This is a genomic window from Mesorhizobium sp. C277A, from assembly GCF_040324395.1.
GTDB lineage: Bacteria > Pseudomonadota > Alphaproteobacteria > Rhizobiales > Rhizobiaceae > Mesorhizobium.
In genome coordinates this window covers 4,802,681-4,826,181 of the sequence record NZ_JAMYVW010000002.1, presented here as the reverse complement: position 1 = coordinate 4,826,181, position 23,501 = coordinate 4,802,681, and the positions used below count along the sequence as shown (strand labels likewise).

Below are 23,501 nucleotides of genomic sequence, written 5' to 3'. Positions count from 1 at the left end.
ATTATGACATGAAGAAACTGCTCGTCCTGAGCGCTCTGGCGGCGATGCTCGCCTCGGGCACGGCGCTTGCCGACACCAGCGGCAAGAAGATCGCCTTCTCCAACAATTACGCCGGCAATTCGTGGCGCCAGGCGATGCTCGACAGCTACGGCATCGTCACCAAGAAGGCGGTGGAGGATAAGATCGTCGGCGCCGCCGACATCTTCACCACCGCCGACAAGGAAGTGCCGACCCAGGCTGCCCAGGTGCAGAACCTGATCCTGCAGGGTTATGACGCCATCGTCATCAATGCCGCATCGCCGGATGCGCTGAACGGCGCCATCAAGCAGGCCTGCGATGCCGGCATCGTCGTCGTCTCCTTCGACGGGACCGTCACCGAACCTTGCGCCTACCGCGTCGTCGTCGACTTCAAGGACATGGGCAAGCAGGAAGTCGAGCAGATGGCCAAGTTCCAGCCCAAGGGCGGCAATTTGCTGGAAATCCGCGGCCTTGCCGGCACCTCGATCGACGATGCCATCCATGCCGGCATCCTCGAAGGCGTCGCCGCCCATCCCGAGTTCAAGATCGTCGGTTCGGTGACCGGCGACTGGGACCAGACGACGGCGCAGAAGGCGGTCGCGACGATCCTGCCTTCGTTGCCCGACATCGTCGGCATCGTCGACCAGGGCGGTGACGGTTATGGCGCGGCACAAGCCTTTGCCGCCGCAGGCAAGCCGCGTCCGACCATCATCATGGGCAACCGCCAGGACGAGCTGAAATGGTGGAAGGAGCAGAAGGACAAGGATGGCTACCAGACCTGGTCGGCCTCGATCGCGCCCGGCGTGTCGTCGCTGGCCTTCTGGGTGGCGCAGCAGGTGCTCGACGGCCGCACCGACATTCCGCATGACCTTTTGGTGCCGTATCTCGCCTTTACCCAGGACAATTTCGAGACCGAGCTGCCGAAAATCAAGGAGGGCGGCGTCGCCACCCACGAATACAGCCAGGAAGACGCAATCGCGGCGATCAAAGCCAATATCAAGTGATGCATTGCATTCATTGCCAGCGGCATGACCGACCGGATATCGTTGAGCATGCCTGAGGCCAATACGGACATCATCAGACTGGGCGGCGCCGAAAAACATTTCGGCGCCGCCCGTTTGGACATCATCAGGCTGAACGGCGCCGAAAAACATTTCGGCGCCGTTCGGGCGCTTAACGGCGTCGACTTCCATGTTGTATCAGGCGAATGCGTCGGGCTGGTCGGCCACAACGGAGCCGGCAAATCGACGCTGATGCATATGGTGGCCGGTACGCTGCAGCCCGATGGCGGTGAGATCGCGGTGCGTGGCAATGCCGAAACCGACTACTCGGTGGCGCGCGCGCTGAAACTCGGCATACGCTGCGTGTTCCAGGAACTGTCGCTCTGCCCTAACCTCAGTATCGCGGAGAATACGCGCATCAACCATCCGGCGCTCACCGGCTTCGGCTGGCGACGCAAGGCGGCTGCTCTCATTGCCGCCAAGCTGGACGAAATCTTTCCCGATCACGGCATCTCGGCAGACGACATTGCCGGCGATCTCTCCATCGGCCGGCGGCAGATGGTCGAGGTGGCGCGCGCCTTCACGGTGACGCGCGATCCGCTCGACTTGGTCATTCTCGACGAGCCGACCTCTTCGCTGGACGCGCATACTGCGGGCCAACTGCTTGCCTTCGTGCGCCGTTTCGTAGCCACCGGGGGCAGCTGCATCCTGATCTCGCATGTGCTGGGCGAGGTGCTGCAGAATGCCGACCGCATCGTGGTCATGCGCGACGGCAAGGTGGTCGCCACGGACGTTGCAAAAGCGTTCGACCGCGACCGGCTGGTGGCCACCATGGGCGGCGCGGAAGCGCGCGAGAAGATCGCGGCGGAGATCGCCGCCAGGCCGGCGGCGGGCCCGCTCAGGGTGCGGGCGCGGCCCGAGCGGCAGCAGGACGGCAAGGAGCTTGTCGCTCGCGCCGGCGAGATCATCGGGCTTGCCGGGCTTGCCGGCCATGGCCAGACCGACCTGTTGCTGGCGATCTTTGCCGCCGCGACGCGTAGAAGGCTTGATATCGAGGTGACCGCCCCGGTGGCGCTGGTGGCCGGAGACCGCCAATCGGACGGCATTTTCCCGCAATGGTCTATTGCCGAAAACATCGGCATCCGCTCGCTGGCGCGGCTGCGCAAAGGGTTGCTGATCTCGCCGCAGCGCGAGGCCGAGCTTGCTGAGTTTTGGAAGCAGAAGATCGGCATCCGCACGCCTGACATGACCAACAACATCTTCTCGCTGTCCGGCGGCAACCAGCAGAAGGCGCTGTTTGCCCGCGCACTGGGTTCCGATGCGCAGATCGTGCTGATGGACGATCCGATGCGCGGCGTGGACATCGGCACCAAGCTTGAGGTCTACGATCTCGTGCGCGAGGAGGCGGCCAAGGGCCGGACCTTCCTCTGGTACACCACCGAGACCGAAGAGCTCGACAATTGCGACCACATCCATGTCTTCAAGAACGGCCGCATCGTCGCCAATCTCACGCGCGACGAGCTGACCGAGGAAAAGATCATCCAGTCCTCATTCGGCGACGCGGCCTGAGATGACGGCAGTCGCTCCCGGCCCTACGTCCTCGCCGCGCAGCAGCGCGGCCCGCGCGCGCCTGCTGCGCAGCCTGTTGCCGGCGCTGTCGCTGGCGCTGGTGGTTATCGCCATCGCCTGGCTCAACCCACGCGCCATCAGCTATTTCGGCTTCAGCCTGATGTTGAACCTCGCTATTCCGATCGCGCTGGCGACGATCGCCCAGATGTTCGTCATCGCCGGCAATGAGCTCGATCTGTCGATCGGCACCTTTGTCGGCTTTGTCGGCTGCGTCACCGCGACCTGGCTGAAGGACGCGCCGCTGCTCGGCGTGATCATCCTGCTCGGCGCCATCGGGGTCTATGCACTGCTCGGCGCATTGATCCATCTGCGCAATCTGCCGTCGATCGTGGTGACGCTGGGCATGAGCTTTGTCTGGCAGGGGCTTGCCATTCTGGTGCTGCCCAAGCCCGGTGGCAAGGCGCCGGACTGGCTCTTGTCGCTGATGGCCTTCAAGCCGCCCTTCATTCCGTTCCCTATCATCGCCGCGCTGGCGATCGCAGCGGTGGTGCATTTTGGGCTGATGCGCACCTCCTATGGCGTTATCCTGCGGGGATCCGGCGGCAATCCGGCGGCGCTCAGGCGCGCTGGCTGGTCGCTGCTTCGAACCAAGATCGTGCTGTTTGCGCTGACCGGCCTATTCGGCGTTCTGTCCGGCATGGCGCTGATCGGCATCACCACCTCGGCCGACGCTAATATCGGCAATGGCTACACGCTGCTGGCGATCGCCGGCGTCATCCTCGGCGGTGGCGAGTTCGTCGGCGGCCGGGTATCGCCGATTGGCGCCGTGCTCGGCGCGCTGACACTGGCGCTGGCGGCATCGCCTCTGCTCACCTTCATGCACATTCCGCCGGATTGGCAGGTCGCCGCCAACGGCGCCATCCTGATCATCGTGCTGGCAGCCCGCGTCCTGATCAGTCGCAGGGATAGATAGCGATGACATTTGTGAAATCGCTGGCCGCCAAACCCTGGATATGGTCGTTCATCGGCGCGATGTTCGTCTGGCTGGCGACCATCGCTTTCACCGGCGGCTATGGCGGCGGTGGCATGGTCACGGCGGCACTGTCGCTGGCGGTGTTCACCGTCATCGTCGGAGTCGGCCAAATGTTCGTCATCACGCTCGGGCCAGGCAATGTCGACCTGTCGCTGCCGGCCAATATCGGGCTCGCCAGTGCCGTCGCCATGAAGGTCATGGGCGGCAGCGATTCCATGATCGTGGTCGGGCTGCTCGCCGCGCTCGCCTGCGGCGCCGCCATCGGTGCCGTCAACTATCTCCTGATCTGGGCGCTGAGGATCCCGCCGATCATCGCCACTCTGTCGGCCAGCTTCATCATCCAGTCGATCGACATCAGCTATGGGCGTGGCCTGCAGATCAAGCCGCCGCCCGGCTTTGCCGATTTTGCCAACTGGCAAATCCTGGGCATTCCAGTGCTGGCGATCCTTACCGTATTGTTCACCATCGGTGCGGCCATCGCCTTGCAGCGCATGATCTATGGCCGCTCGGTGCTGGCGATCGGCCAGAACATCCGCGCCGCGTGGCTTGCCGGCGTCAATGTCGGCCGCACCCGCTTCCTGACTTACACGCTGTCGGGCGCGCTCGGCGGCATGGACGGGGCGCTGCTCGCCGGCTATTTCCGCGGCGCCAATGTCGATATCGGCAACGAGTACCTGCTGGCCTCGATCGCCGTCGTCGTCATCGGCGGCACCTCGGTCGCCGGTGGCAAGGCCAATGTTCCCGGTGTCTGGGGCGCGGCGCTGTTCCTGGTACTGCTTCTGACCATGCTCAACACGTTCGGCGTCAGCGCCGGCGTTCGGCTGTTGCTGACCGGGCTGATCATCGTCGGCGTCATCACCGTAGCCGGCGGCGAGAAAGCGCTGCGCTAAAAGGCGTGAGCCCGGCAGCAGTCCCGCCAAATTTGACCATGTGGACAAAAGTCCGCACCCGTTCCATAGTTCCGCGTCTGATTTCGGAACAGTCGGCTCGACACGGCTGTCAAACAGAGGGGCACTAGATGGAAAACCGGAAAAACAAATCGCAATCGACCGGCCTGTCGCGGCGCGACGTGCTGGAACTCGGCGCACTTGGCCTGGCCGCAGCCATGCTGCCGGGTGCAGCCCTCGCCAAGGACAAGAAGCTGAAGGTGGCGGCGATCTTCGCCACGCCGATCGAGGAGCCGTGGGACAACCAGATCCACGTCGCCCTGCAGAAGGCCGAGAAGGAACTCGGCATCGAATACAAATGGTCGGAAAAGGTGCAGACCGCCGATTTCAGCCGCGTCATGCGCGAATATGCGCAAGGCGGGTACCAGCTGGTGCTGGGCGACGCCTTCGCCGCCGAGCGTGAATCGCGCCGCACGGCAAAGCAGTTCCCGAAGACGGCATGGCTGTTCGGCTCGGGCGCCGGCCCGGCCGAGCCCAATTTCGGCGTCTTCGACAACTGGATCCACGAGCCGGCCTATCTGTCCGGCATGATCGCCGGCAAGATGTCGAAGTCGGGCACGATCGGCGCGGTGGCGGCCATGGGCATTCCGGAAGTGAACCGGCTGGTCAACGCCTTCTTTGCCGGCGCCAAGGAGGTCAATCCCAACATCAAGAAGAAGGTCGCCTTCATTGGCTCGTTCTTCGATCCGCCCAAGGCCAAGGAAGCGGCGGTCGCCCAGATCGATGCCGGCGTCGATGTCATCTATGCCGAGCGCTTCGGCGTCATCGAGGCGGCGGTGGACAAGAAGATCCTCGCCATCTCCAACATGTCCGACCAGTCGAGCCTCGGCCCCGACACGGTCATAACCGGGCCGGTCTGGGACATGTATCCGACGGTCGAGCAGGCGATCAAGCTGGTCAAGGCCAGTGTCTTCACCGCGCAGGATTATGGCGATTTCTCGCGCATGGCCAAGGGCGGGTCGTTCCTGGCGCCCTACCATAAATTCGACAAGACGCTGCCGGCGGATGTGAAGGATCTGGTCGAGAAGAAGAAGGTCGAGATCCTGGAAGGCAATTTCCGGGTGGATGTGGATGAGAACACGCCGGTTTCGGATTAGCTCGGCGCACCCCCTCCCCTTGAGGGGAGGGTGGCCCGCAGGGCCGGGTGGGGTCCTCCGCGAAGTGCTCCATCCTGCTAAGTCATGGGTTGAGGCAGTTGAGGTGACCCCACCCGCCTCGCTTCGCTCGGCACCCTCCCCTCGAGGGGGAGGGGTATCTCCGCAGGAGCATCCTTGTCCGCCCCTCTCATCGAAATGCGCGGCATCACCAAGAGCTTCGGCGCCGTCAAGGCGAATGAGGCTGTCGATCTAAGCGTCGCCCCAGGTGAGATCCTCGGCCTGCTGGGCGAAAACGGCGCCGGCAAGACGACGCTGATGAATGTGCTGTTCGGCGCCTATGCGCCGGATGCCGGCGAAATTCTTATCCAGGGCAAGACCGTGCGGATCACCAGTTCGGCCGATGCGCTGGCCGCCGGCATCGGCATGGTGCACCAGCATTTTCATTTGGCGCCAAGGCTGACGGTCCTGGAAAACCTTCTGATTGGCATTCCCGGCAAATCCGGCCGCATCGACCGCGCCGGCGGACTTGCCCGGTTGTCCGACATCAGCCGTCGGCATGGGCTGACGCTGGACCCCAACCTGCCTGTCTCCGCGCTGTCGGTCGGCGAGCAGCAGCGGCTCGAAATCGTCAAGGCGCTGTTTCGCGGCGCCAGCCTGTTGATCCTCGACGAGCCGACGGCGGTGTTGGCGCCGGGCGAGGTCGACGGGCTGTTTTCGGCGCTGCGCTCGATGGCGGCGCAGGGGCTCGGAATCATCTTCATCTCGCATAAATTGAACGAGGTGCGGGCGCTCACCCATCGCTGCACCGTATTGCGGCACGGCCGCGTCGCCGGCCGTGTCGACGATCCGGCGAACACGACATCGGCAGAAATGGCGCAGCTGATGTGCGGCCATGAGATCGTGCCGCCGGCAAGAGGACCTTCGACCCCAGGCGCGGCGGTGCTGACGCTCGACGGTATTTCCACCTCACGGCATTCGGGGACGCCGCTGCGCGATGTATCGCTTGCCGTTCGCGCGGGCGAAATCCTCGGCATTGCCGGGGTCTCCGGCAATGGCCAGCGGGCGCTGGCCGAGGTGATTTCCGGCACGCGCGCGCCCGACGCCGGCGCGATGACGATAGCCGGCAAACCTGTTACGCGGTTCTCGCCGCGCGAGGTGCAGGCGCTCGGCCTTGGCCGCATCCCGGAAGACCGTATGACGACCGGGCTGGTCACCAATCTGCCGCTCGCCGATTCCATGGTGTTGCCGCGCATTGGTACTGCGGCTTTCAGCAGCCGGGGCCTGCTCAAGCCAGATGCGATCCGCGCCTTCGCCGAAGAACAGATCAAGGCCTATGACATCAGGTGCCCCGGGCCGATGACCCGCGCCGGCGCGCTGTCGGGCGGCAATCTGCAGAAGGCGCTGCTGGCGCGCGAACTGGCTTTCGACCCGAAGGTGCTGATCGTCTCGCAGCCGACGCGCGGCCTCGACATCGGTGCCGCCCGCTTCATCCACGAAAAATTCCTCGACATGCGTGCCAAGGGCTGCGGGATCATCGTCATCGGCGAGGATCTCGAAGAGCTGCTGGTGCTCTGCGACCGCATCGCGGTGATGTATGAGGGCCGCATCGCCGGCACGCTGGACAGCGCCGATGCGACCATCGCGCGGCTTGGGCTGCTGATGACCGGGGCGGAGGGCAGAGCCTAGATGGACTTTCTCACTCGGTTCCTCGCAGAAACCTCAAATAATACTGCCCGCTTTTGGCTGACTTTAAGCGTCAGCGCTGCCCCTCACCTGCCTGCCGGCATCCTCTCCCCGTATAGAGACGGGGAGAGGGGCTCTCACCCATGGTTTCGCCAATCACCACAGCTGCAAGAGGGGAGTTGCATAGGGCCCGGATCCCTTCTCCCCGTGTCTATACGGGGAGAAGGTGCCGGCAGGCGGATGAAGGGCGGCGCGACCGTCTGGGCGGCGGAGGGGCATAGCTGATGTTCCGCCTCGAAGCCCGCAGTTCCACCCCCGCCTGGTTCAATCTCGCTTTGCCGCTGCTGGCCATCGGCGCAGCGCTGGTCCTGTGCAGCGGCCTCATCGCGCTGGCCGGCGCCGGCGTGCTTGAGGCCTATGGCGTGATGCTGTCGGCCTCGTTCGGCGACAGCTATGCCATCACCGAAACGCTGGTGCGCGCCGCCCCGATGATCTTCACCGGGCTGGCTGTGGCCGTCGCCTTCCGGGCCAAATTCTGGAACATCGGCGCCGAGGGCCAATTGCTGGCCGGCGCCGTGGCCAGCTGCTTCGTCGGCGCCATCCCAATGCCGGGCGCGCTGGCGATCCTGTCGATGGCGCTGGCCGGCGCTGCTGCCGGTGCCGCTGTCGCGCTTGTGCCGGCGACCCTGCGAGTGAAATTCAAAGTCGATGACGTCGTCAGTTCGCTGCTGCTCAATTCGGTCATCTACTATGCGCTAATGGCGCTGATCGAGGGGCCGTGGAAGGACTCGTTCAGCGGCTATCCGATCTCGCCGCCGATCGAGGATTCGGCGAATTTCCCGGTGCTGCTCGAAGGCACAAGGCTGCATCTGGGTGTCATCGCCGCGTTGATCGCGGCACCGTTGATCTGGTTCCTGATCGTGCGCACCACGCTCGGCTTCCGGATCAGGGTCACCGGCGAAAGCCCGGAAGCCGCCCGCTATGGCGGCATCCACGTCGAGCGGGTGCTGATTTCGACGGCGCTGCTGTCGGGCGCGCTGGCCGGGCTTGCCGGCGTAGGCGAGGTCGGCGGCGTGCATTTCCAGGTGATGAGCGACATTTCGCCGGGCTATGGCTATTCCGGCATCGTCGTTGCCATGCTGGCCAGGCTCAATCCGCTCGGCGTCGTACCGGCGGCGATCTTCCTGGCCGCCGTGATGACCGGCGCCGAAGCGATGTCGCGCGCCACCGGCGTGCCGGCGTTCCTCAGCGATGTCATCCAGGGCACGGCGCTGCTCGCCATGCTGGTGGCGCTGCTGTTCACGGCCTATCGCATCCGCCGCGTCGGTGCCGCCTTATGAGCGCGGTGTTCGAACAGATCTTTCAGGTCGGCTTCCTCGCCGCCATTATCCGCATCGCCACGCCGCTGGCATTTGCCACGCTGGGCGAGATGTTCTCCGAGCGGGCCGGCGTGCTCAATCTCGGTATCGAAGGCATCATGCTGCTCTGCGCGATGACCGGCTTCACCGCCGCCAGCCTCAGCGGCAGCCTGTGGCTCGGCGTGCTGGCCGCGGTGTTGACCGGCATGGCGATGAGCGCGCTGCATGCGCTGTTCACCGTGGCGCTCGGCCTCAGCCAGCATGTCTGCGGCATCGGCGTTACTTTGTTCTCGTCCGGCCTTGCCTATTTCCTCTACCGTCTGACCTTCGGCCAGCAATCGGTGCCGCCCAGCATCAAGGGTTTTCAGACGGTGCCGATCCCGCTGCTGTCGGATATTCCGGTTCTGGGGTCAGCGGTTTTCAACCAGTTTGCGCTGGTCTACTTGGCAATCATTGCCATCCCGCTCGCTGCTTTCGTGCTCGACCGCACGCCTTGGGGGCTGTCGGTGCGGATGGTCGGCGAGAACCCGCGCGCCGCTGATTCCGCTGGGGTCAGCGTCATCGCCACGCGCTTCCAGGCGGTCATCCTCGGCGGTGCGCTGATGGGGCTTGCGGGCGCCTTCCTCACCATGGCACAGTTCAACGCCTTCACCTTTGGTGTCGTGTCGGGCCGTGGCTGGGTGGCGATCGCGCTGGTCGTGTTCGGCCGCTGGGACCCGTGGCGCTCTGCGGGCGCGGCGCTGCTGTTCGCCTTCGTCGATGCGCTACAATTGCGCATGCAGGCGAGCGGCCTCGGGCATATTCCCTATGAGACGTTCTTGATGCTGCCGTTCATTTTCACCATCGTCGCGATGGCCGTGATGTCACGCAACGCGGTTGCGCCGTCGGCGCTGCTGAAGCCGTTTCGACGAGAAGAGCGGTAAGCGAGTAGGACTTGGCGCCCTTCCTCTCCCCCCGGGGGAGAGGTGGCGCTGCGAAGCAGCGACGGGTAGTGTGCTGAGAGTTCTGCAAATTCGCTGAGAGAGGGCGGTCATGGCAGGCTGGTGATGTTCAACGTCACCGATTCCTGGAAGGAACGCCACCATGACCAAGACAGAAGGTAAATCGACCAGCGCTGCCGTCAAAGACATTCTGCTTTCGAACCCGGAGGGGCTGCACGAAGTGATCCGTGCGGTAATGCAGGAGGTTCTCGAGGCCGAGATGGAGGAGGCGCTGGGTGCTTCGAAGGGCGAACGCACGCCTGAGCGCCTTGGGTATCGCTCGGGTTACTACGGCCGCACCCTGGTCACCCGGGTGGGCAAGCTTGAGCTGCGGGTTCCACAGGACCGGGCGGGTCACTTCTCCACCGAGCTGTTCGAGCGCTACCAGCGTTCGGAGCGGCCTTGGTGGCGACGCTTGCGGAGATGTATGTGCAGGGCGTGTCGACCCGCAAGGTCAAGGCGATCACGGAAGAGCTGTGCGGTCATGCGTTCTCGGCTTCGTCGATCTCGGCCATCAACAAGCGCTTGGACGAGAGCCTGAAGGCGTTTGCCGAACGACCGCTTCAGGAGCCATTCCCCTACCTCATTCTCGATGCCCGCTACGAGAAAGTGCGCGAAGCCGGCATCGTGATGAGCCAGGCGGTGCTGATCGCGGTCGGCATCGACTGGGACGGGCGCCGGCAGATCCTGGCCGTGGAGATGGCCAATCGCGAGAGCCGCTCGGCCTGGAAGGACTTCCTCGTCGGCTTGAAACGACGCGGTCTCAAGGGCGTGGAACTGACCGTGTCCGACGACCATGCCGGCCTGGTCGCGGCGATCGGCGAGGTGATCCCGGAAGCAGCATGGCAGCGCTGCTACGTCCACTTCCTCAGGAACGCGCTCGATCACCTGCCCAGGAAGCACGGCGACGATTGTCTGCAGGAACTGCGCTGGCTCTACGACCGGCGCGATCTCGCCGAGGCCAAGGCCGATCTCGCCGCGTGGCTGTCCAAATGGTCCGCCCGCTACCCGCGGCTGACCACCTGGGCGGAAGAAGCCATAGAACAGACGCTGACTTTCTTCCGGCTGCCGCGTCAGCATCACAAGCACCTCAAGTCCACCAACATGCTTGAACGGCTCAACGAGGAAATCCGCCGGCGCACCTATGTCGTGCGCATCTTCCCGAACGCCGAAAGCTGCCTGCGCCTGGTCAGGGCGCTGGCCGTCGAAACCAACGAAAACTGGATGGAGGCCAACCGCTATATCAACATGGATGATCTGCGCGAGCACAAGAAGCTCGCTCTACGCCAAGCCGCATGACCAGTTTCATGATCGCCCATTTTGCAGAACTTGACGCACACAACCCAGCGACGGAGTGGGGAACCACCTCGCCCTGTTGCCAACGGGTGCGCATGGATCTTCCTTGCGCCAAGGGTCGACCCCCACTCCGTCGAGCTGCGCTCGACACCTCTCCCCCGATCGACGGGGGAGAGGAAGGGCGCCAAGCCTGGGATACTCACATCGCCGTAAAACCATTATCGACAAACAGATGCGTCCCGTTAACGAAGCTGGACTCATCGCTGGCGAGGTACAGCGCTGCCTTGGCCACTTCCTCCGGCTCACCGATGCGGCCCTGCTGTGCGGCCAATGCGGCGTCCGACACGTCGACGCCGAGCTTGCCGAGATCGGCGACCTCGCGCAGGCCGTGCGGCGTGCGGATGAAGCCGGGACAGACGGCGTTGCAGCGTATGTTGCGGTCGCGGAATTCGACTGCGATGGCGCGCGCGAACATGTGGCAGGCGCCCTTGGTGGTGTCGTAGAGCACCTCCATGGGTGTGGCCGCCACAGCCGAGATCGACGAGGTGCAGACGATCGAACCGCCACCGGCAGCGATCATGCCCGGCAACACGGCGCGCGTCATCAGGAACATCGAGCGGACATTGACCGCATGCAGCCAGTCCCATTCCTGCACTGTCGTCTCCAGGAACGGCTTTATCACGATGGTGCCGGCATGGTTGAACAACACCGTGGCCGGGCCGAGCCTGGCAGTCGCCGCCTTCACTGCGGCCTCGACCTGCGCCTCGTCCGAGACGTCGGCCACCCAGTGTTCGGCGATATGTCCCCGCGCGCGTATCGCCGCCGCAGTGGCTGCCGCCGCCTCGCCATTGCGGTCGATGATCGCCACCTTGGCGCCTTCGGCGGCGAACAATTCCGAGGCCGCTCCGCCCATTCCGGTCGCGCCGCCCGAGATGATTGCAATCTTGCCGGCTAGTCTTGTACCCATGTTCTGTTCCCGTTCCCGATCGAAATGATCCGCATTTATGCCGGAATGGCGATGCTATCGCCTATGCAGACGTCGGCCAAGCTTGTCGCTCGCTTGTCGCCAGCAGGGGTCCCCCAGCAATCCAAAACCAAATAATAAGGCATACTGAGAAAATCGTTCTACATATCGCCAAAAAATAGCACTCGACAAAGTCTACTGATTTTATAGATTAATCCGCAAGACGGAGGTCGATATGTCCTATATCCAGAACGCCGAGACGGACCGCACCAGCCAGAGGCTGGCCAATAGCCAGGCTTTCCGCCCGGCCTATGCCGGCGCCTTCGCCTATCTCGTCTTTGCCCTTGCGTTCGTGTTCACCGGGGCAGTCGTGCTCGGCTTGATTCCCTGACCCGTTCAGGCCGAAGGGTGGCGACCTATCGCTTTCAGTGAGTGACCGGAGTTGATGAACCGAATGCGGATGCGCTTTGGCGCTGACCGCTTGTTTTTACGCATGTCGTCGTCTCAAAAACCGGGGCCACTTTTGGGCGACATACATCCAACGTGATGGAGGAGATGGCAATGCCGATCGAGTTCACGCATGTTCCCGGTAAAACGCATGCCGCCGACGCCGGTTCGGCCGTTCCGTTCTTCTATGATTTCGTCGAGACGGCGACAAAGCTGTCGCTGATCGAGGATTCCGGCTTCCAGAACATCGTCGTCGACGACCCGGCCGGGCTGTTGACCAATATGGACATCGCCGCCCAGGCGCTGGACCGCACCTCGTCGCTGGAAGTGGTGCTGACGCACTGGGCCGGCGTGATCGCGCCTGCGGTTGCGGCGCGGCAACTGGCGGCGCTCGACGCCAGGAGCGGCGGCCGGCTGGCGCTGAGGATGCTGAGCGAGCCGCTGGATGACGACGATGCCGAGACGCGTCCGGTCGGCCACACCGTGGTCTGGCAGCGCATCGACGAATATCTGGTGCTGCTGAAGCGGCTGTGGTCGAACGACCGGCCCTTCGACCATGAAGGTGCGTTCTACAGCATCAAGGGTGGCTATGTGCCGCGCAAGGGGCCGCATGGCGTCGATATCACCATCCGCATGGGTGGCCAGTCCGGCACGGCGCTGAAGGTCGCCGGCCGCCATGCCGACGTCTTCGAGCTGGCGCCTGGTTCGCCCGACGAGATCCGCCAGCTGATGGAACGGGCGCGCAGCGCCGCCGCCGAGCATGGCCGCGCCGGCAAGCTGCGTTTTGCGCTTCCGGTCCGGGTCCGCTCGGAGGGTGGCGCCTCTACCGTCGGACACAAGGCGGTCGAACTTTCCGGACCACCGGCGCAGATCGCCCTGTCGCTGCTGTCCTATGCGGCGCTGGGCATCAGCGAGTTCATGATCGTTGGCGTCGACAGGCCGCGCGAGATCGCCAGCGTCGGCCGCGAGACGATCGCGCTCTTGCGTAATTCGCTGGCACGCCGTGAGGCGGAGGTGCCGCAGCCCGGCGCGTTTGCCTCGCGGGGCGGGTCGGATATTCACGCAGCTGGGTAGCGAGATCGCGATCGGGAACGCCGGCGGGGACAGCACCCCCCTCTGTCCTGCCGGACATCTCCCCCTCAAAGGGGAAGATTGGCAGCTTGAGCGCCGGCTCTCAACGTTGGTAATTGGCGAAAGCCGACGTGATGTCTGATCGCCCTCCTTGCGGGGGATGCCCGGCAGGGCAGAGGGGTGCTGTCCCGCCAGCGTCTAATCACCACTCAGCACGGCCAGCGCCTCCAACACCGCGTCAGATTCCGTCAGCGTACCAAATACCCCGTCCTCCACCGTCACCATATGCAGCGCCGCGTCATGCGCGTATTGGTCGCCGCTGGCGCAGGCATCGGCGATGGTCAGGCACTGGAAATTGCGGTCGCAGGCCTCGCGCAGCGTCGTGTGCACGCAGACATCGGTCGTGCAGCCGGAAAAGATCAGATGGGTGATGCCGCGTGCGCGCAGCACAAGTTCCAGGTCGGTGTAGGTGAAGGCGCTGTTGCAGGTCTTGTCGACGATGATGTCGTGCGGCGCGACGTCGATGTCGGCGACGATCTGAAAGCCGGGGCCGGAGCGCAGCAGCACGTCGGTGCCTTCGAGACCCGCCCGCTTGCGGCGCCATCTCTCGTACGGCGTCATGTCGGCCATGTCGCCGCGATATCCCTGCCTGGTGTGAATGATGGTGAGGCCGGCCGCGCGTGCCGCTGATATCAGTCGGTTGACTGTCGGCAGGATGGCGCGCAGCGGCGCGGGGTCATAACCCTTCCTGGCGAAATAGCCGGTCGGCGAGAGGAAATCCTCCTGCAGGTCGATGACCAGCAACGCGGTGTTTGCCGGCACCAGCCGGCCGTCATAGGGGAAATCGAACGGTATCGCCTTGATCATCGCAGCCTGCCTCAATTGCTGCCCGGTATCGTGGCCCAGCAACCCTGCGGCCGTCCATCCCTCAGTGCGACGACACCAGGTAGACCGACGCCAGGACGATGTGCCGCTGAGACATCGCGCCGATAATCGTTGGCCAAAAAGCCATCTTGTTTGTTGACTAGTAAACTCATGTTTTATAGTCAAGCAGGGCACTCGGCCGCCTGAATTGTTTCCAGCGGCTGTGCCGCGTTTGAGAGAAGCCAGAACCAGTGGCTGGATTTCCGGGGTCGACATTCCGTCACCGACCAGCCGATCGTACGTGCAATGACGAAGCGAGGAAGAAGCGTGTCCAGAAATGGTTTGTTGGCGGCGCTGGCCGCGGTCATGCTGTCGGCCGGCAGCGCTGCTGCGCAAGAGCAGCCAAACACGCAGCCCAGGGTGACGACGGAACCCGCTGCAGCTGCCCGGTCGGCGGCCCAGCCTTCCCCGGTCGCAGTCGAACGGCCCGCACCGGCTGCGCCTGTCGCGCCGGCTTCGCCAACTGCCGGGCAGGCGGCGCCGACCGCGCCACAGCCGGCAACCCAGCCCGGTGCATCCGCGCAGGCCGAGCCTTCGGCAATATCGCTGACGCTGCCGCACGATCTGTCGCCCTGGGGCATGTTCATGGCCGCCGACATCATCGTCAAGGCGGTGATGATCGGGTTGGCCTTCGCCTCGCTCGTCACCTGGACGGTGTGGCTGGCCAAATCGCTGGAGATTCTCTTCGGCAAGCTCGGCGCCCGTCGCGCTGCGCGCGCCATCGGCAATGCCGCCACGCTGCGCCAGGCCGGGCGCGCGCTTGGCAACAGTGGCGGCCCCGGTGCGCTTTTGGTGCGGGCGGCCGAGGAAGAGACTGCCCTTTCGGCCGGTGCGCTCGGCCATGTTACCGGCGACGGGCTGAAGGAACGAGTGACGTCGCGCCTGTCGCGCATCGAGGCGGCGGCGGCGCGGCGCGTGTCGCGCGGCACCGGCGTGCTGGCGACGATCGGCTCGACGGCGCCCTTCGTGGGCTTGTTCGGCACCGTCTGGGGCATCATGAACGCCTTCATCGGCATCTCGCAGGCGCAGACCACCAACCTCGCGGTCGTCGCGCCCGGCATCGCCGAGGCGCTGCTCGCCACGGCGATGGGCCTGGTCGCGGCCATTCCCGCGGTGGTCATCTACAACGTCTTTGCGCGGTCGATAGCCGGCTACCGGCAGCTTCTTGCCGATGCCTCGGCCGGGGTCGAACGGCTGGTCAGCCGCGATCTCGATTTCCGCACGGTGCCGCAGGCGCCCGCGCTGGCGGCGGAGTGATGGGCCATGGCGGCTAGAATTCGCGAGGCTATCGATGGCGATCTCGAAGAAAACCACGAGATCAATGTCACCCCGTTCATCGACGTCATCCTGGTGCTGCTGATCATCTTCATGGTCGCTGCCCCCTTGGCGACAGTCGACGTCAATGTCGATCTGCCGGGTTCGACGGCGACGCCAGCACCCCGGCCGGAAACGCCGCTGTTCCTGACGCTGAAGGACGATCTGACGCTGGCGATCGGCAATGACAGCGTGCCGCGCCAGGCTTTCGCCGCGGTGCTCGACGGCAGAACCAAGGGCGACAAGCAGACCCGCATCTTCCTGCGTGCCGACAAGGCGGTCGGTTATGGCGAGCTGATGGAGGTGATGAACCTGCTGCGCGGCGCCGGTTATCTGAAGATCGCGCTGGTGGGGCTGGAGACGGTGCCGGAGGACGCATCCGCGGCGCACCCGGGCGCCGCCCCGTGACGCAACTGGCCGCCGCCCCCGCGGCCGACCCGCCGCGCGCCGGCGTGCGCGAAATTGGCTTGTGGGCGGCTGCGGCCATTGTCATTGTCGGCGCGCATGTCGCGTTCGTCTATGCCGTCCAGAGCTTCAGCCTGGCCAACATGGCCGATGGCGGCCCGCCGCCGGCTGTGGCTATCGAGCTGTCGCCGATGATGGTGGCGCCGGCGGTGCGGGTGGACTCAGCGGCCGACGTGGTGACGCCCGAGCCGCCGAACCAGATCGAGGAGGCGGTTGCCGAACTGAAGCCCGTCGTGGAGCCCGAGCCCGGTAAGCCGGAGCTGGTCACCGAGAAGAGGGAAGCGGCTCAACTCGATAAGACCGCTCCGATCGAGACGGCAGCGGCCGAGCAGCCCGATCAATCGCCGCCGCTGGATGAGGTGGTGCCCGACATCGTCCCGACCATAGCGCCGGATGTGGTCATTCCGCTGCAGACCAGGCCGGTGGAGACCAAGCCGACGGAGGACAAGCCGGTGGAGGACAAGCCGATCGAGAAGGCGAAGAAGGCTGCCGAAAAACCCAAGCCGAAAGCAAAGAAAGAGAAGAAGGAAAAGGCCGCGCCGGCGAAAGCGGTCGTGACCGCCAGTGTCGATCAAAAGGCAGCGGCGAAGGCGTCGGCGCCGAAGGCTTCGCAATCGAGTGGATCATCAGTCAATGCAAGCAAATGGAACTCCCAGCTGATCGGATGGATCAATCGGCACAAGCGCTACCCGAGCGCGGCAAGGTCGCGGCGCGCCGTGGGTACCGCAAATGTGACCTTCGTCGTCAGCGCTTCGGGCAAGGTGACCTCCGTCCGGCTGACACGATCTTCGGGGGACGCCGATCTCGATCGCGCCGCGCTCGGCATTCTGCAGGGTGCGACGGTGCCCGCGCCACCGCCTGAGAAGGCCGGTACGGCTGTCGTGGCGCCTTTGATGTTCACGCTGCGGAACTAGAAGCAGCCGGACAAGGCCGATCCCATGACCACATACTTTCCCGCTTGACTGACCCGCCGGACCGAATACGCTAGCGCAAAATACCGGCCTTGGTCGCCGGGCGGCAAATATGCCTCGCATGCCTCGCCCTCCGGCGCTGGCTGCGGGGCATTGTCATTTCTGAGGATCGGTTTGAAACGGCGTATCGAGATCGGCATCCTGTATTCCCGCTCGGGCAGCTACCAGCTGGTCTCCGATGCGTGCCGGATGGGCGCCATGCGCGCCATCGCCGACATCAATGCCGATCGGAGCTATGGCATCGAAGTGGTTCCGGTCGAGCGCGATCCGCAAAGTAATGCCGATCGCTACGCGACTTTGTGCGAGGACATTTTCAGGACCAGCAGCGCGCGCCATGTCGTCGGTTGCGTCACCTCGTGGAGCCGCAAGGAAACCATCCCAGTGCTGGAGAAGGCCGGCGGCATGCTCTGGTATGCCTGCCCCTATGAAGGGTTCGAGGCCAACGAGCATGTCGTCTACATGCACGCCTGCCCCAACCAGCATCTGGTTCCGCTGATGGCGCATGTCGTGCCGCGTTTCGGCGCCAACGGCTTCCTGCTCGGCTCGAACTACATTTGGGGCTGGGAGATGAACCGCGTGGCGCGCGACCTGATCGCGGATGCCGGCGGCAAAGTGCTGGGCGAGCGCTATCTGCGCATCGGCGAGACCGACGTGTCGCGGCTGATCGCGGAAATCCGGGCGACGAGGCCGAGCTTCATCCTCAACAATCTGATCGGCACCTCATCCTACGCCTTCCTGGCGGCTTACCGCGAGCTGGGCGATGAGGATGCGGAATTCAGGCCGGAAAACTGCCCCGTCATCTCCTGCAACCTCACCGAAGGCGAGTTGCCGGCGATCGGCGAGACAGGGAAAGGGCATCTGTCAGTCGGGCCCTATTTCGCGCCCCGGCCGGCTGCCTTCGCTTCGTCCTTCGAGGCCTCCGCCTATGCCTCGGTGCAGGTGATGGCCGACGTGCTGTCGCGCGACACTGATGCCGGCCCGGCGGAATTTTCCAAAGCCTTCGCCGAGCGGCGCTTCTCCACCCGGCTCGGGCCGATCGCCATCGACGCCCACTCCCAGCACGCGACGCTGCCGGTGATCATCGGCCGGATCGCCGATGGCTTCTTCGAGGTCGTCAGCCAGGAGGATGAGGTCGCGCCGGATCCCTATCTGTCGCGCTACGACCCCGCCAAGACATTCGGCCGTCCGCGCCTGAGGGTGGTGTCATGACCCGGACGCGCATCCCCAATCTCGGCGGCGCGCGGGCTTTCATCCTGCATCGCCCGCATCCGACGGTGCAGGCCATCACCAGGCAATTGTCGGCCATCGGCCTGGCTACGATCGACTGCTGGCCGGAATTGCCGCCGGAAGCTCTCGCCGCCGATTTCGTTTTCTTCGATGCCGATCTCGGCTTTGACGAGCAATTCCCGTGGAAAGCAGGTGAGGCGCCGATGCCGCTGGTGGCGCTGATCGGTTCCGAGGCGCCGGGGCGTATCGAATGGGCGCTGTCGCACAAGGCCGATGCGCAGCTGCTGAAGCCGGTCGGCAATGCCGGCGTCTACAGCGCTCTGTTGATCGCGAGACAGAGTTTCGAGGCCCGAAAACATTTAGCCGGCGAGATAGCGTCGCTGCGCCAGCGCGTCGCCGAGCGCCAGACCATCGTGCGCGCGGTGACGGCCTTGTCGAAAGGCAGCGACGACGAGCGCGCCTATGCGCAGCTGCGTTCGCTGGCGATGAGCTGGCAGATCAGCGTCGAGGATGCCGCGCGTCGGATCGTGGCAATGACAAGCGAGGAAGCGACGGGGGAAGAAGGCGGCGATGACCAGTCCCATCGCGCCTGATCTGCCGGTGCGCATGCCGGTCAAGCCGCGCGCCGGTGTCTGGCGCCGGCTGGTGAAACGCCGCCTCGCGCTGCTCGGCCTGGTCATCGTCGCCATTGTCCTTGCCGGCGCTGTGCTGGCGCCCCGGCTGACCGGCTATGACCCCAACGAGCAGATGTTCGACGGCCTGACCATCGAGGGCTCGCCGCTGCCGCCCAGCGCCCAGTACTGGCTCGGCACCGACCTGCTCGGACGTGACCTCTTGACCCGCATCCTCTACGGCGCCCGCACCTCGCTGATCATCGGCATCGTCGCCAATGGCGTGGCGCTTTTGATCGGCACTTTGGTGGGCGTCACCGCAGGCTATTTCCGCGGCTGGATCGGCAGCGCGCTGATGCGCTTCACCGATCTGATGATGGCGTTCCCGGCGCTGCTGCTCGCCATCTGCCTGGCGGCAGTGTTTCAGCCCAGCCTGTGGATCGTCGCCATGGTCATCGCGCTGGTCAACTGGGTGCAGACGGCGCGTGTCATCTACACCGAGACATCGTCGCTGGCCGAACGCGAGTTCATCGACGCCGAGCGCAGCATCGGGGCGAGTGCGCCGCGCATCCTGTTTCGCCACATCCTGCCGCATCTCCTGCCCACCATCATCGTCTGGGGCACGCTCGGCATCTCCACCACGGTACTGCTGGAGGCGACGCTTTCCTTCCTCGGCATCGGCGTGCAGCCGCCGACGGCGTCGTGGGGCAACATCATTTTCGAGAACCAGACCTATTTCCAGGCCGCGCCCTGGCTGGTGTTCTTCCCCGGCGCCGCAATCCTGGCGTTGGCGCTGGCCTTCAATCTGATCGGCGACGCGCTGCGCGACATCCTCGATCCGACGCAAAGGGGCCGGGAATAATGGGGGGCCGGTCATGATCGCCTATCTCGGCCGCCGGCTGATCCAGTCGCTGCTCATCCTGCTTGGCGTCTCGCTGATCACTTTTGCGCTGCTCTACCTCTTGCCGGCCGACCCGGTGCGGCAGATCGCCGGCCGCAGTGCTACGCCGCAGACCGTGGAAAACATCCGCCAGCAGCTCGGCCTGGACCAGCCTTTCGTCGTCCAGTATTGGCACTACCTGACGAAGCTAATCAGCGGCGATCTCGGCCGCTCCTACATCCAGCGCTCGGAGGTTACCGAGCTCATCGTCTCGCGGCTGCCGGCCAGCCTGCTTTTGATGGTGGGCGCCATATTGTGCGAGTTGCTGATCGGTCTAAGCATGGGGCTGATCGCCGCCGTCAAGCGCGGCTCCGCCACCGACCAGACCCTGATGGTGGCCTCCTTCGTCGGCGTCTCGGCGCCGCAATTCGTCGTCGGCTTATTGCTGCTCTACGTCTTTGCCGTGCGGCTAAGCTGGTTTCCGATCGGCGGCTACGGCACATGGCGCCATCTGGTGCTGCCGTCGTTGACCATGGGCGTACTCGGCGCCGGCTGGTATGCGCGCATGATGCGCTCGTCGATGATAGACGTCCTGCGCCAGGATTATGTCCGCACGGCGCGGGCCAAGGGCCTGGCGCGCAGCGCCATCATATTCCGCCACGCACTGCCGAATGCCATCCTGCCGGTCATCGCCATGATCGGCATCGACATCGGCATCTTCATGGGCGGCATCGTCGTCGTCGAAAGCGTGTTCGGCTGGCCCGGCATCGGTCAGCTGGCGTGGCAGGCGATCCAGCGCGTCGACATTCCGATCATCATGGGCGTCACGCTGGTGTCGGCCTTCGCCATCGTGCTCGGCAATCTGCTCGCCGACATCATCGCGCCGTTCATCGATCCCCGCATCAAGCTCAGATGAAATGAAACAGAGAAAGGGAACACAACAATGAAAAAGTTTCTCGCATCCACAGTCGCGGCATCCGCCTTGGCCCTCATGCTCGGCATGACAAGCGTCCGCGCCGAAGACACGGTCGATCCCAACGCCAAGCAAGGCGGCGCCATCACCATCACCTACAAGGACGATGTTGCGACCCTCGATCCGGCGATCGGCTATGACTGGCAGAACTGGTCGATGATCAAGAGCCTGTTCGATGGGCTGATGGATTACGAGCCAGGCACCACCAACCTGAAACCCGATCTGGCAGAAAGCTACGAGATTTCGCCCGACGGCCAGACCTTTACCTTCAAGCTGCGCCATGGCGTGAAATTCCACAATGGCCGCGAGATGACGGCCGACGACGTGAAATATTCGCTCGACCGCGTCACCAATCCGAAGACGCAGAGCCCCGGCGCCGGCTTCTTCGGCTCGATCAAGGGCTATGACGATGTCGCTGCCGGCAAGGCCGAAGGCCTTTCCGGCGTCACCGTCGTCGATCCCTACACGGTGAAGTTCGAGCTGACCCGGCCCGACGCCACCTTCCTGCATGTCATGGCCATCAATTTCGCCCATGTCGTGCCGAAGGAAGAGGTCGAGAAATATGGCGCCGATTTCGGCAAGCATCCGGTGGGCACCGGCGCCTTCAAGCTCGCCGAGTGGACACTCGGCCAACGCATCGTCTTCGAGCGCAATGCGGATTACTGGCACAAGGGCCTGCCGCATCTCGACAAGATCACCTTCGAGATCGGCCAGGAACCGATCGTGGCGCTGCTGCGCTTGCAGAAGGGCGAGATCGATGTGCCCGGCGACGGCATTCCGCCGGCAAAATTCCAGGAGGTGATGGCCGATCCCGAGCAGAAGGCGCGCGTCGTCGAAGGCGGTCAGCTGCACACCGGCTACGTCACCATGAACACCACCATGGCGCCGTTCGACAATGTGAAGGTGCGTCAGGCCGTCAACATGGCGCTCAACAAGGCGCGCATCATCCAGATCATCAACGGCCGCGCCGTGCCGGCCAACCAGCCGCTGCCGCCGTCGATGCCGGGCTACGACAAGGAATACAAAGGTTATCCCTATGACGTAGCCAAGGCCAAGGCGCTGCTGGCCGAGGCCGGTCATCCCGATGGTTTCGACACGCAGCTGTTCGCCATGAACACCGATCCCAACCCGCGCATTGCCCAGGCGATCCAGCAGGACCTGGCGGCCATCGGCATCAAGGCCAGCATCCAGTCGCTGGCGCAGGCCAATGTCATCGCCGCCGGCGGTGACAAGGCCGGCGCGCCGATGATCTGGTCGGGCGGCATGGCCTGGATCGCCGACTTCCCCGATCCGTCGAATTTCTACGGCCCGATCCTCGGCTGCGCCGGCGCGGTGCCGGGCGGTTGGAACTGGTCGTGGTACTGCAATAAGGACCTCGACGCCAAGGCGGCCGAGGCGGATTCTGTGGTCGACCCGGCAAAGGCCGGCGAACGCGACAAGATGTGGAGCGCCATCTACGACAAGGTGATGGAAGACGCGCCCTGGGCGCCGGTCTTCAACGAACAGCGCTTCACCATGAAATCCGCCCGAATGGGCGGCGCCGACAACCTCTATGTCGACCCGGTCCATATCCCGATCAACTATGACAATGTGTACGTAAAAGATGTGCAATAGCTGCGACTACACCATCCATGGGCGCCATCACCATTTCGGCTGGGACAATTCCTTTGTCCCGGCCGAGCGGGTGGCGCCCGGCGCGACCATCGAGTTCCAGTGCCTCGATGCCGCCGGCGGCCAGCTGAACGCCGACAGCACGGTCGCCGAAATCGTCAAGCTCGACTTCGCCGGGGTCAACCCGGTGACCGGGCCGATCTTCGTCGAGGGCGCCGAGCCGGGTGACGCGCTCAAGGTGACGATCGAGATGTTCAAACCGTCCGGCTTCGGTTGGACGGCGAACATTCCCGGTTTCGGCCTGCTCGCCGATGACTTCACGGAACCGGCGCTGAACATCTGGAAATACGATGCAGCCGCGCTCGAACCGGCGCTGTTCGGGAAAAGCGCGCGCGTACCACTGAAGCCGTTCGCCGGCACCATCGGCAATGCGCCGGCTGAGATGGGGCTTCACTCGGTGGTGCCGCCACGGCGGGTCGGCGGCAATCTCGACATCCGCGATCTCGCTGCCGGCACGACGCTCTATCTGCCGGTTGAGGTGGCCGGCGCGCTGTTCTCGGTCGGCGATACGCACGCCGCACAAGGCGATGGCGAGGTCTGCGGCACGGCGATCGAGAGCCCGATGGACGTCGTGCTCAAGCTCGACCTTGTCAAGGACGCCAGGCTGAAGACGCCGCGCTTCACCACCGCCGGTCCGGTGACGCGCCATCTCGACGCCAAGGGCTATGAGGTGACGACGGGTATCGGGCCGGACCTGATGACCGGCGCCAAGGAGGCGGTGGCGCAGATGGTCGATCTGCTCGCTGGGCGTTACCAGATCGATCCGGTCGAGGCCTATATGCTGGCCTCGGTGTGTGGTGATCTGCGCATCAGCGAGATCGTCGACATGCCGAACTGGGTGGTGTCGTTCTATTTTCCGCGTTGCGTGTTTGAATGATGTCAGGTCGGCGCTGCACCCCCACCCCGCTGCTTCGCAGCGACCCTCCCCACAAGGCGGAGGGTAAAGCGCTGCCGCCCTACCTCCCCCTTGTGGGGAGGTCGGACCGGACGTCCGGGTGGGG

General features: G+C 64.5%; 21 protein-coding genes and 1 pseudogene. 20 read left to right on the top strand and 2 right to left on the bottom strand.

From position 1 onward, the window contains the following. Window positions 1-8 precede the first annotated feature (8 nt). The 9 genes and pseudogenes from NKK52_RS23760 to NKK52_RS23720 all read left to right on the top strand — a co-directional run bounded on the left by NKK52_RS23760 (window position 9) and on the right by NKK52_RS23720 (window position 10,985). Window positions 9-1,022, top strand: a complete 1,014-nt coding sequence (locus NKK52_RS23760; protein ID WP_023683930.1) for an ABC transporter substrate-binding protein — start codon at window positions 9-11, stop codon at window positions 1,020-1,022. Between the two features lie 48 nt (window positions 1,023-1,070). Beyond that, a complete protein-coding gene (locus NKK52_RS23755) occupies window positions 1,071-2,588 on the top strand; it encodes a sugar ABC transporter ATP-binding protein (RefSeq protein WP_352629969.1) in 1,518 nt (505 codons plus the stop codon). Between the two features lies 1 nt (window position 2,589). Then, window positions 2,590-3,561, top strand: coding sequence for an ABC transporter permease (locus NKK52_RS23750; RefSeq protein WP_023683933.1), 972 nt, complete (start codon window positions 2,590-2,592; stop codon window positions 3,559-3,561). A 2-nt stretch (window positions 3,562-3,563) separates the two neighbouring features. Then, window positions 3,564-4,511, top strand: a complete 948-nt coding sequence (locus NKK52_RS23745) for an ABC transporter permease (protein WP_023683934.1) — start codon at window positions 3,564-3,566, stop codon at window positions 4,509-4,511. Between the two features lie 128 nt (window positions 4,512-4,639). Further along, entirely contained in the window at window positions 4,640-5,665 is a 1,026-nt protein-coding gene (locus tag NKK52_RS23740) for a BMP family protein (RefSeq protein ID WP_023683935.1), read from the top strand. 174 nt (window positions 5,666-5,839) lie between these two features. Continuing rightward, the gene (locus NKK52_RS23735) at window positions 5,840-7,351 is read left to right on the top strand and encodes an ABC transporter ATP-binding protein (RefSeq protein ID WP_023715879.1); all 1,512 of its coding nucleotides are present in this window, start codon (window positions 5,840-5,842) and stop codon (window positions 7,349-7,351) included. 281 nt (window positions 7,352-7,632) lie between these two features. After that, window positions 7,633-8,688, top strand: a complete 1,056-nt coding sequence (locus NKK52_RS23730) for an ABC transporter permease (RefSeq protein WP_023683937.1) — start codon at window positions 7,633-7,635, stop codon at window positions 8,686-8,688. Then, a complete protein-coding gene (locus NKK52_RS23725) occupies window positions 8,685-9,629 on the top strand; it encodes an ABC transporter permease (RefSeq protein ID WP_023683938.1) in 945 nt (314 codons plus the stop codon). Before NKK52_RS23730 ends, NKK52_RS23725 begins: the two co-directional genes overlap by 4 nt. Before the next feature lie 160 nt (window positions 9,630-9,789). Next, a pseudogene (locus NKK52_RS23720) lies at window positions 9,790-10,985 on the top strand (IS256 family transposase). A gap of 196 nt (window positions 10,986-11,181) precedes the next feature. On the opposite strand, the gene NKK52_RS23715 reads toward NKK52_RS23720, so the two are convergent. Next, entirely contained in the window at window positions 11,182-11,949 is a 768-nt protein-coding gene (locus NKK52_RS23715) for an SDR family NAD(P)-dependent oxidoreductase (protein ID WP_023686096.1), read from the bottom strand. Between the two features lie 232 nt (window positions 11,950-12,181). Between NKK52_RS23715 and NKK52_RS23710 the strand changes: the two genes are divergently transcribed. Both NKK52_RS23710 and NKK52_RS23705 read left to right on the top strand, forming a co-directional pair. Continuing rightward, window positions 12,182-12,337, top strand: a complete 156-nt coding sequence (locus NKK52_RS23710) for a hypothetical protein (protein ID WP_023670454.1) — start codon at window positions 12,182-12,184, stop codon at window positions 12,335-12,337. A gap of 170 nt (window positions 12,338-12,507) precedes the next feature. Next, a complete protein-coding gene (locus NKK52_RS23705; protein ID WP_031204589.1) occupies window positions 12,508-13,467 on the top strand; it encodes an LLM class flavin-dependent oxidoreductase in 960 nt (319 codons plus the stop codon). Window positions 13,468-13,662: 195 nt separating this feature from the next. Here the strand turns inward: NKK52_RS23705 and NKK52_RS23700 are convergent, their stop codons facing one another. Continuing rightward, a complete protein-coding gene (locus NKK52_RS23700) occupies window positions 13,663-14,331 on the bottom strand; it encodes a cysteine hydrolase family protein (protein ID WP_023686098.1) in 669 nt (222 codons plus the stop codon). 324 nt (window positions 14,332-14,655) lie between these two features. Between NKK52_RS23700 and exbB the strand changes: the two genes are divergently transcribed. The 9 genes from exbB to NKK52_RS23655 all read left to right on the top strand — a co-directional run bounded on the left by exbB (window position 14,656) and on the right by NKK52_RS23655 (window position 23,377). Further along, a complete protein-coding gene (gene exbB / locus NKK52_RS23695) occupies window positions 14,656-15,645 on the top strand; it encodes a tonB-system energizer ExbB (protein ID WP_352500526.1) in 990 nt (329 codons plus the stop codon). Window positions 15,646-15,651: 6 nt separating this feature from the next. Next, window positions 15,652-16,110 carry a TonB system transport protein ExbD gene (exbD, locus tag NKK52_RS23690; RefSeq protein ID WP_023681461.1) on the top strand — a complete coding sequence of 153 codons (459 nt, stop codon included), beginning with the start codon at window positions 15,652-15,654 and terminating at the stop codon, window positions 16,108-16,110. Continuing rightward, window positions 16,107-17,081 (top strand): energy transducer TonB family protein, encoded by a 975-nt coding sequence (locus tag NKK52_RS23685; protein ID WP_023681460.1) that lies wholly within the window; start codon window positions 16,107-16,109, stop codon window positions 17,079-17,081. Before exbD ends, NKK52_RS23685 begins: the two co-directional genes overlap by 4 nt. A gap of 171 nt (window positions 17,082-17,252) precedes the next feature. Then, the gene (locus NKK52_RS23680) at window positions 17,253-18,347 is read left to right on the top strand and encodes a transporter substrate-binding protein (protein ID WP_023681459.1); all 1,095 of its coding nucleotides are present in this window, start codon (window positions 17,253-17,255) and stop codon (window positions 18,345-18,347) included. Beyond that, the gene (locus NKK52_RS23675) at window positions 18,344-18,958 is read left to right on the top strand and encodes an ANTAR domain-containing response regulator (protein ID WP_023681458.1); all 615 of its coding nucleotides are present in this window, start codon (window positions 18,344-18,346) and stop codon (window positions 18,956-18,958) included. The genes NKK52_RS23680 and NKK52_RS23675 overlap by 4 nt, the downstream gene beginning before the upstream one ends. Next, window positions 18,936-19,838, top strand: a complete 903-nt coding sequence (locus tag NKK52_RS23670) for an ABC transporter permease (RefSeq protein WP_023681457.1) — start codon at window positions 18,936-18,938, stop codon at window positions 19,836-19,838. The genes NKK52_RS23675 and NKK52_RS23670 overlap by 23 nt, the downstream gene beginning before the upstream one ends. A 13-nt stretch (window positions 19,839-19,851) precedes the next feature. Further along, window positions 19,852-20,772 (top strand): ABC transporter permease, encoded by a 921-nt coding sequence (locus NKK52_RS23665; protein WP_023668591.1) that lies wholly within the window; start codon window positions 19,852-19,854, stop codon window positions 20,770-20,772. 75 nt (window positions 20,773-20,847) lie between these two features. Next, window positions 20,848-22,443, top strand: coding sequence for an ABC transporter substrate-binding protein (locus NKK52_RS23660; protein WP_444849001.1), 1,596 nt, complete (start codon window positions 20,848-20,850; stop codon window positions 22,441-22,443). Beyond that, the gene (locus NKK52_RS23655) at window positions 22,433-23,377 is read left to right on the top strand and encodes an acetamidase/formamidase family protein (protein ID WP_023681455.1); all 945 of its coding nucleotides are present in this window, start codon (window positions 22,433-22,435) and stop codon (window positions 23,375-23,377) included. Before NKK52_RS23660 ends, NKK52_RS23655 begins: the two co-directional genes overlap by 11 nt. Window positions 23,378-23,501: the final 124 nt, after the last annotated feature.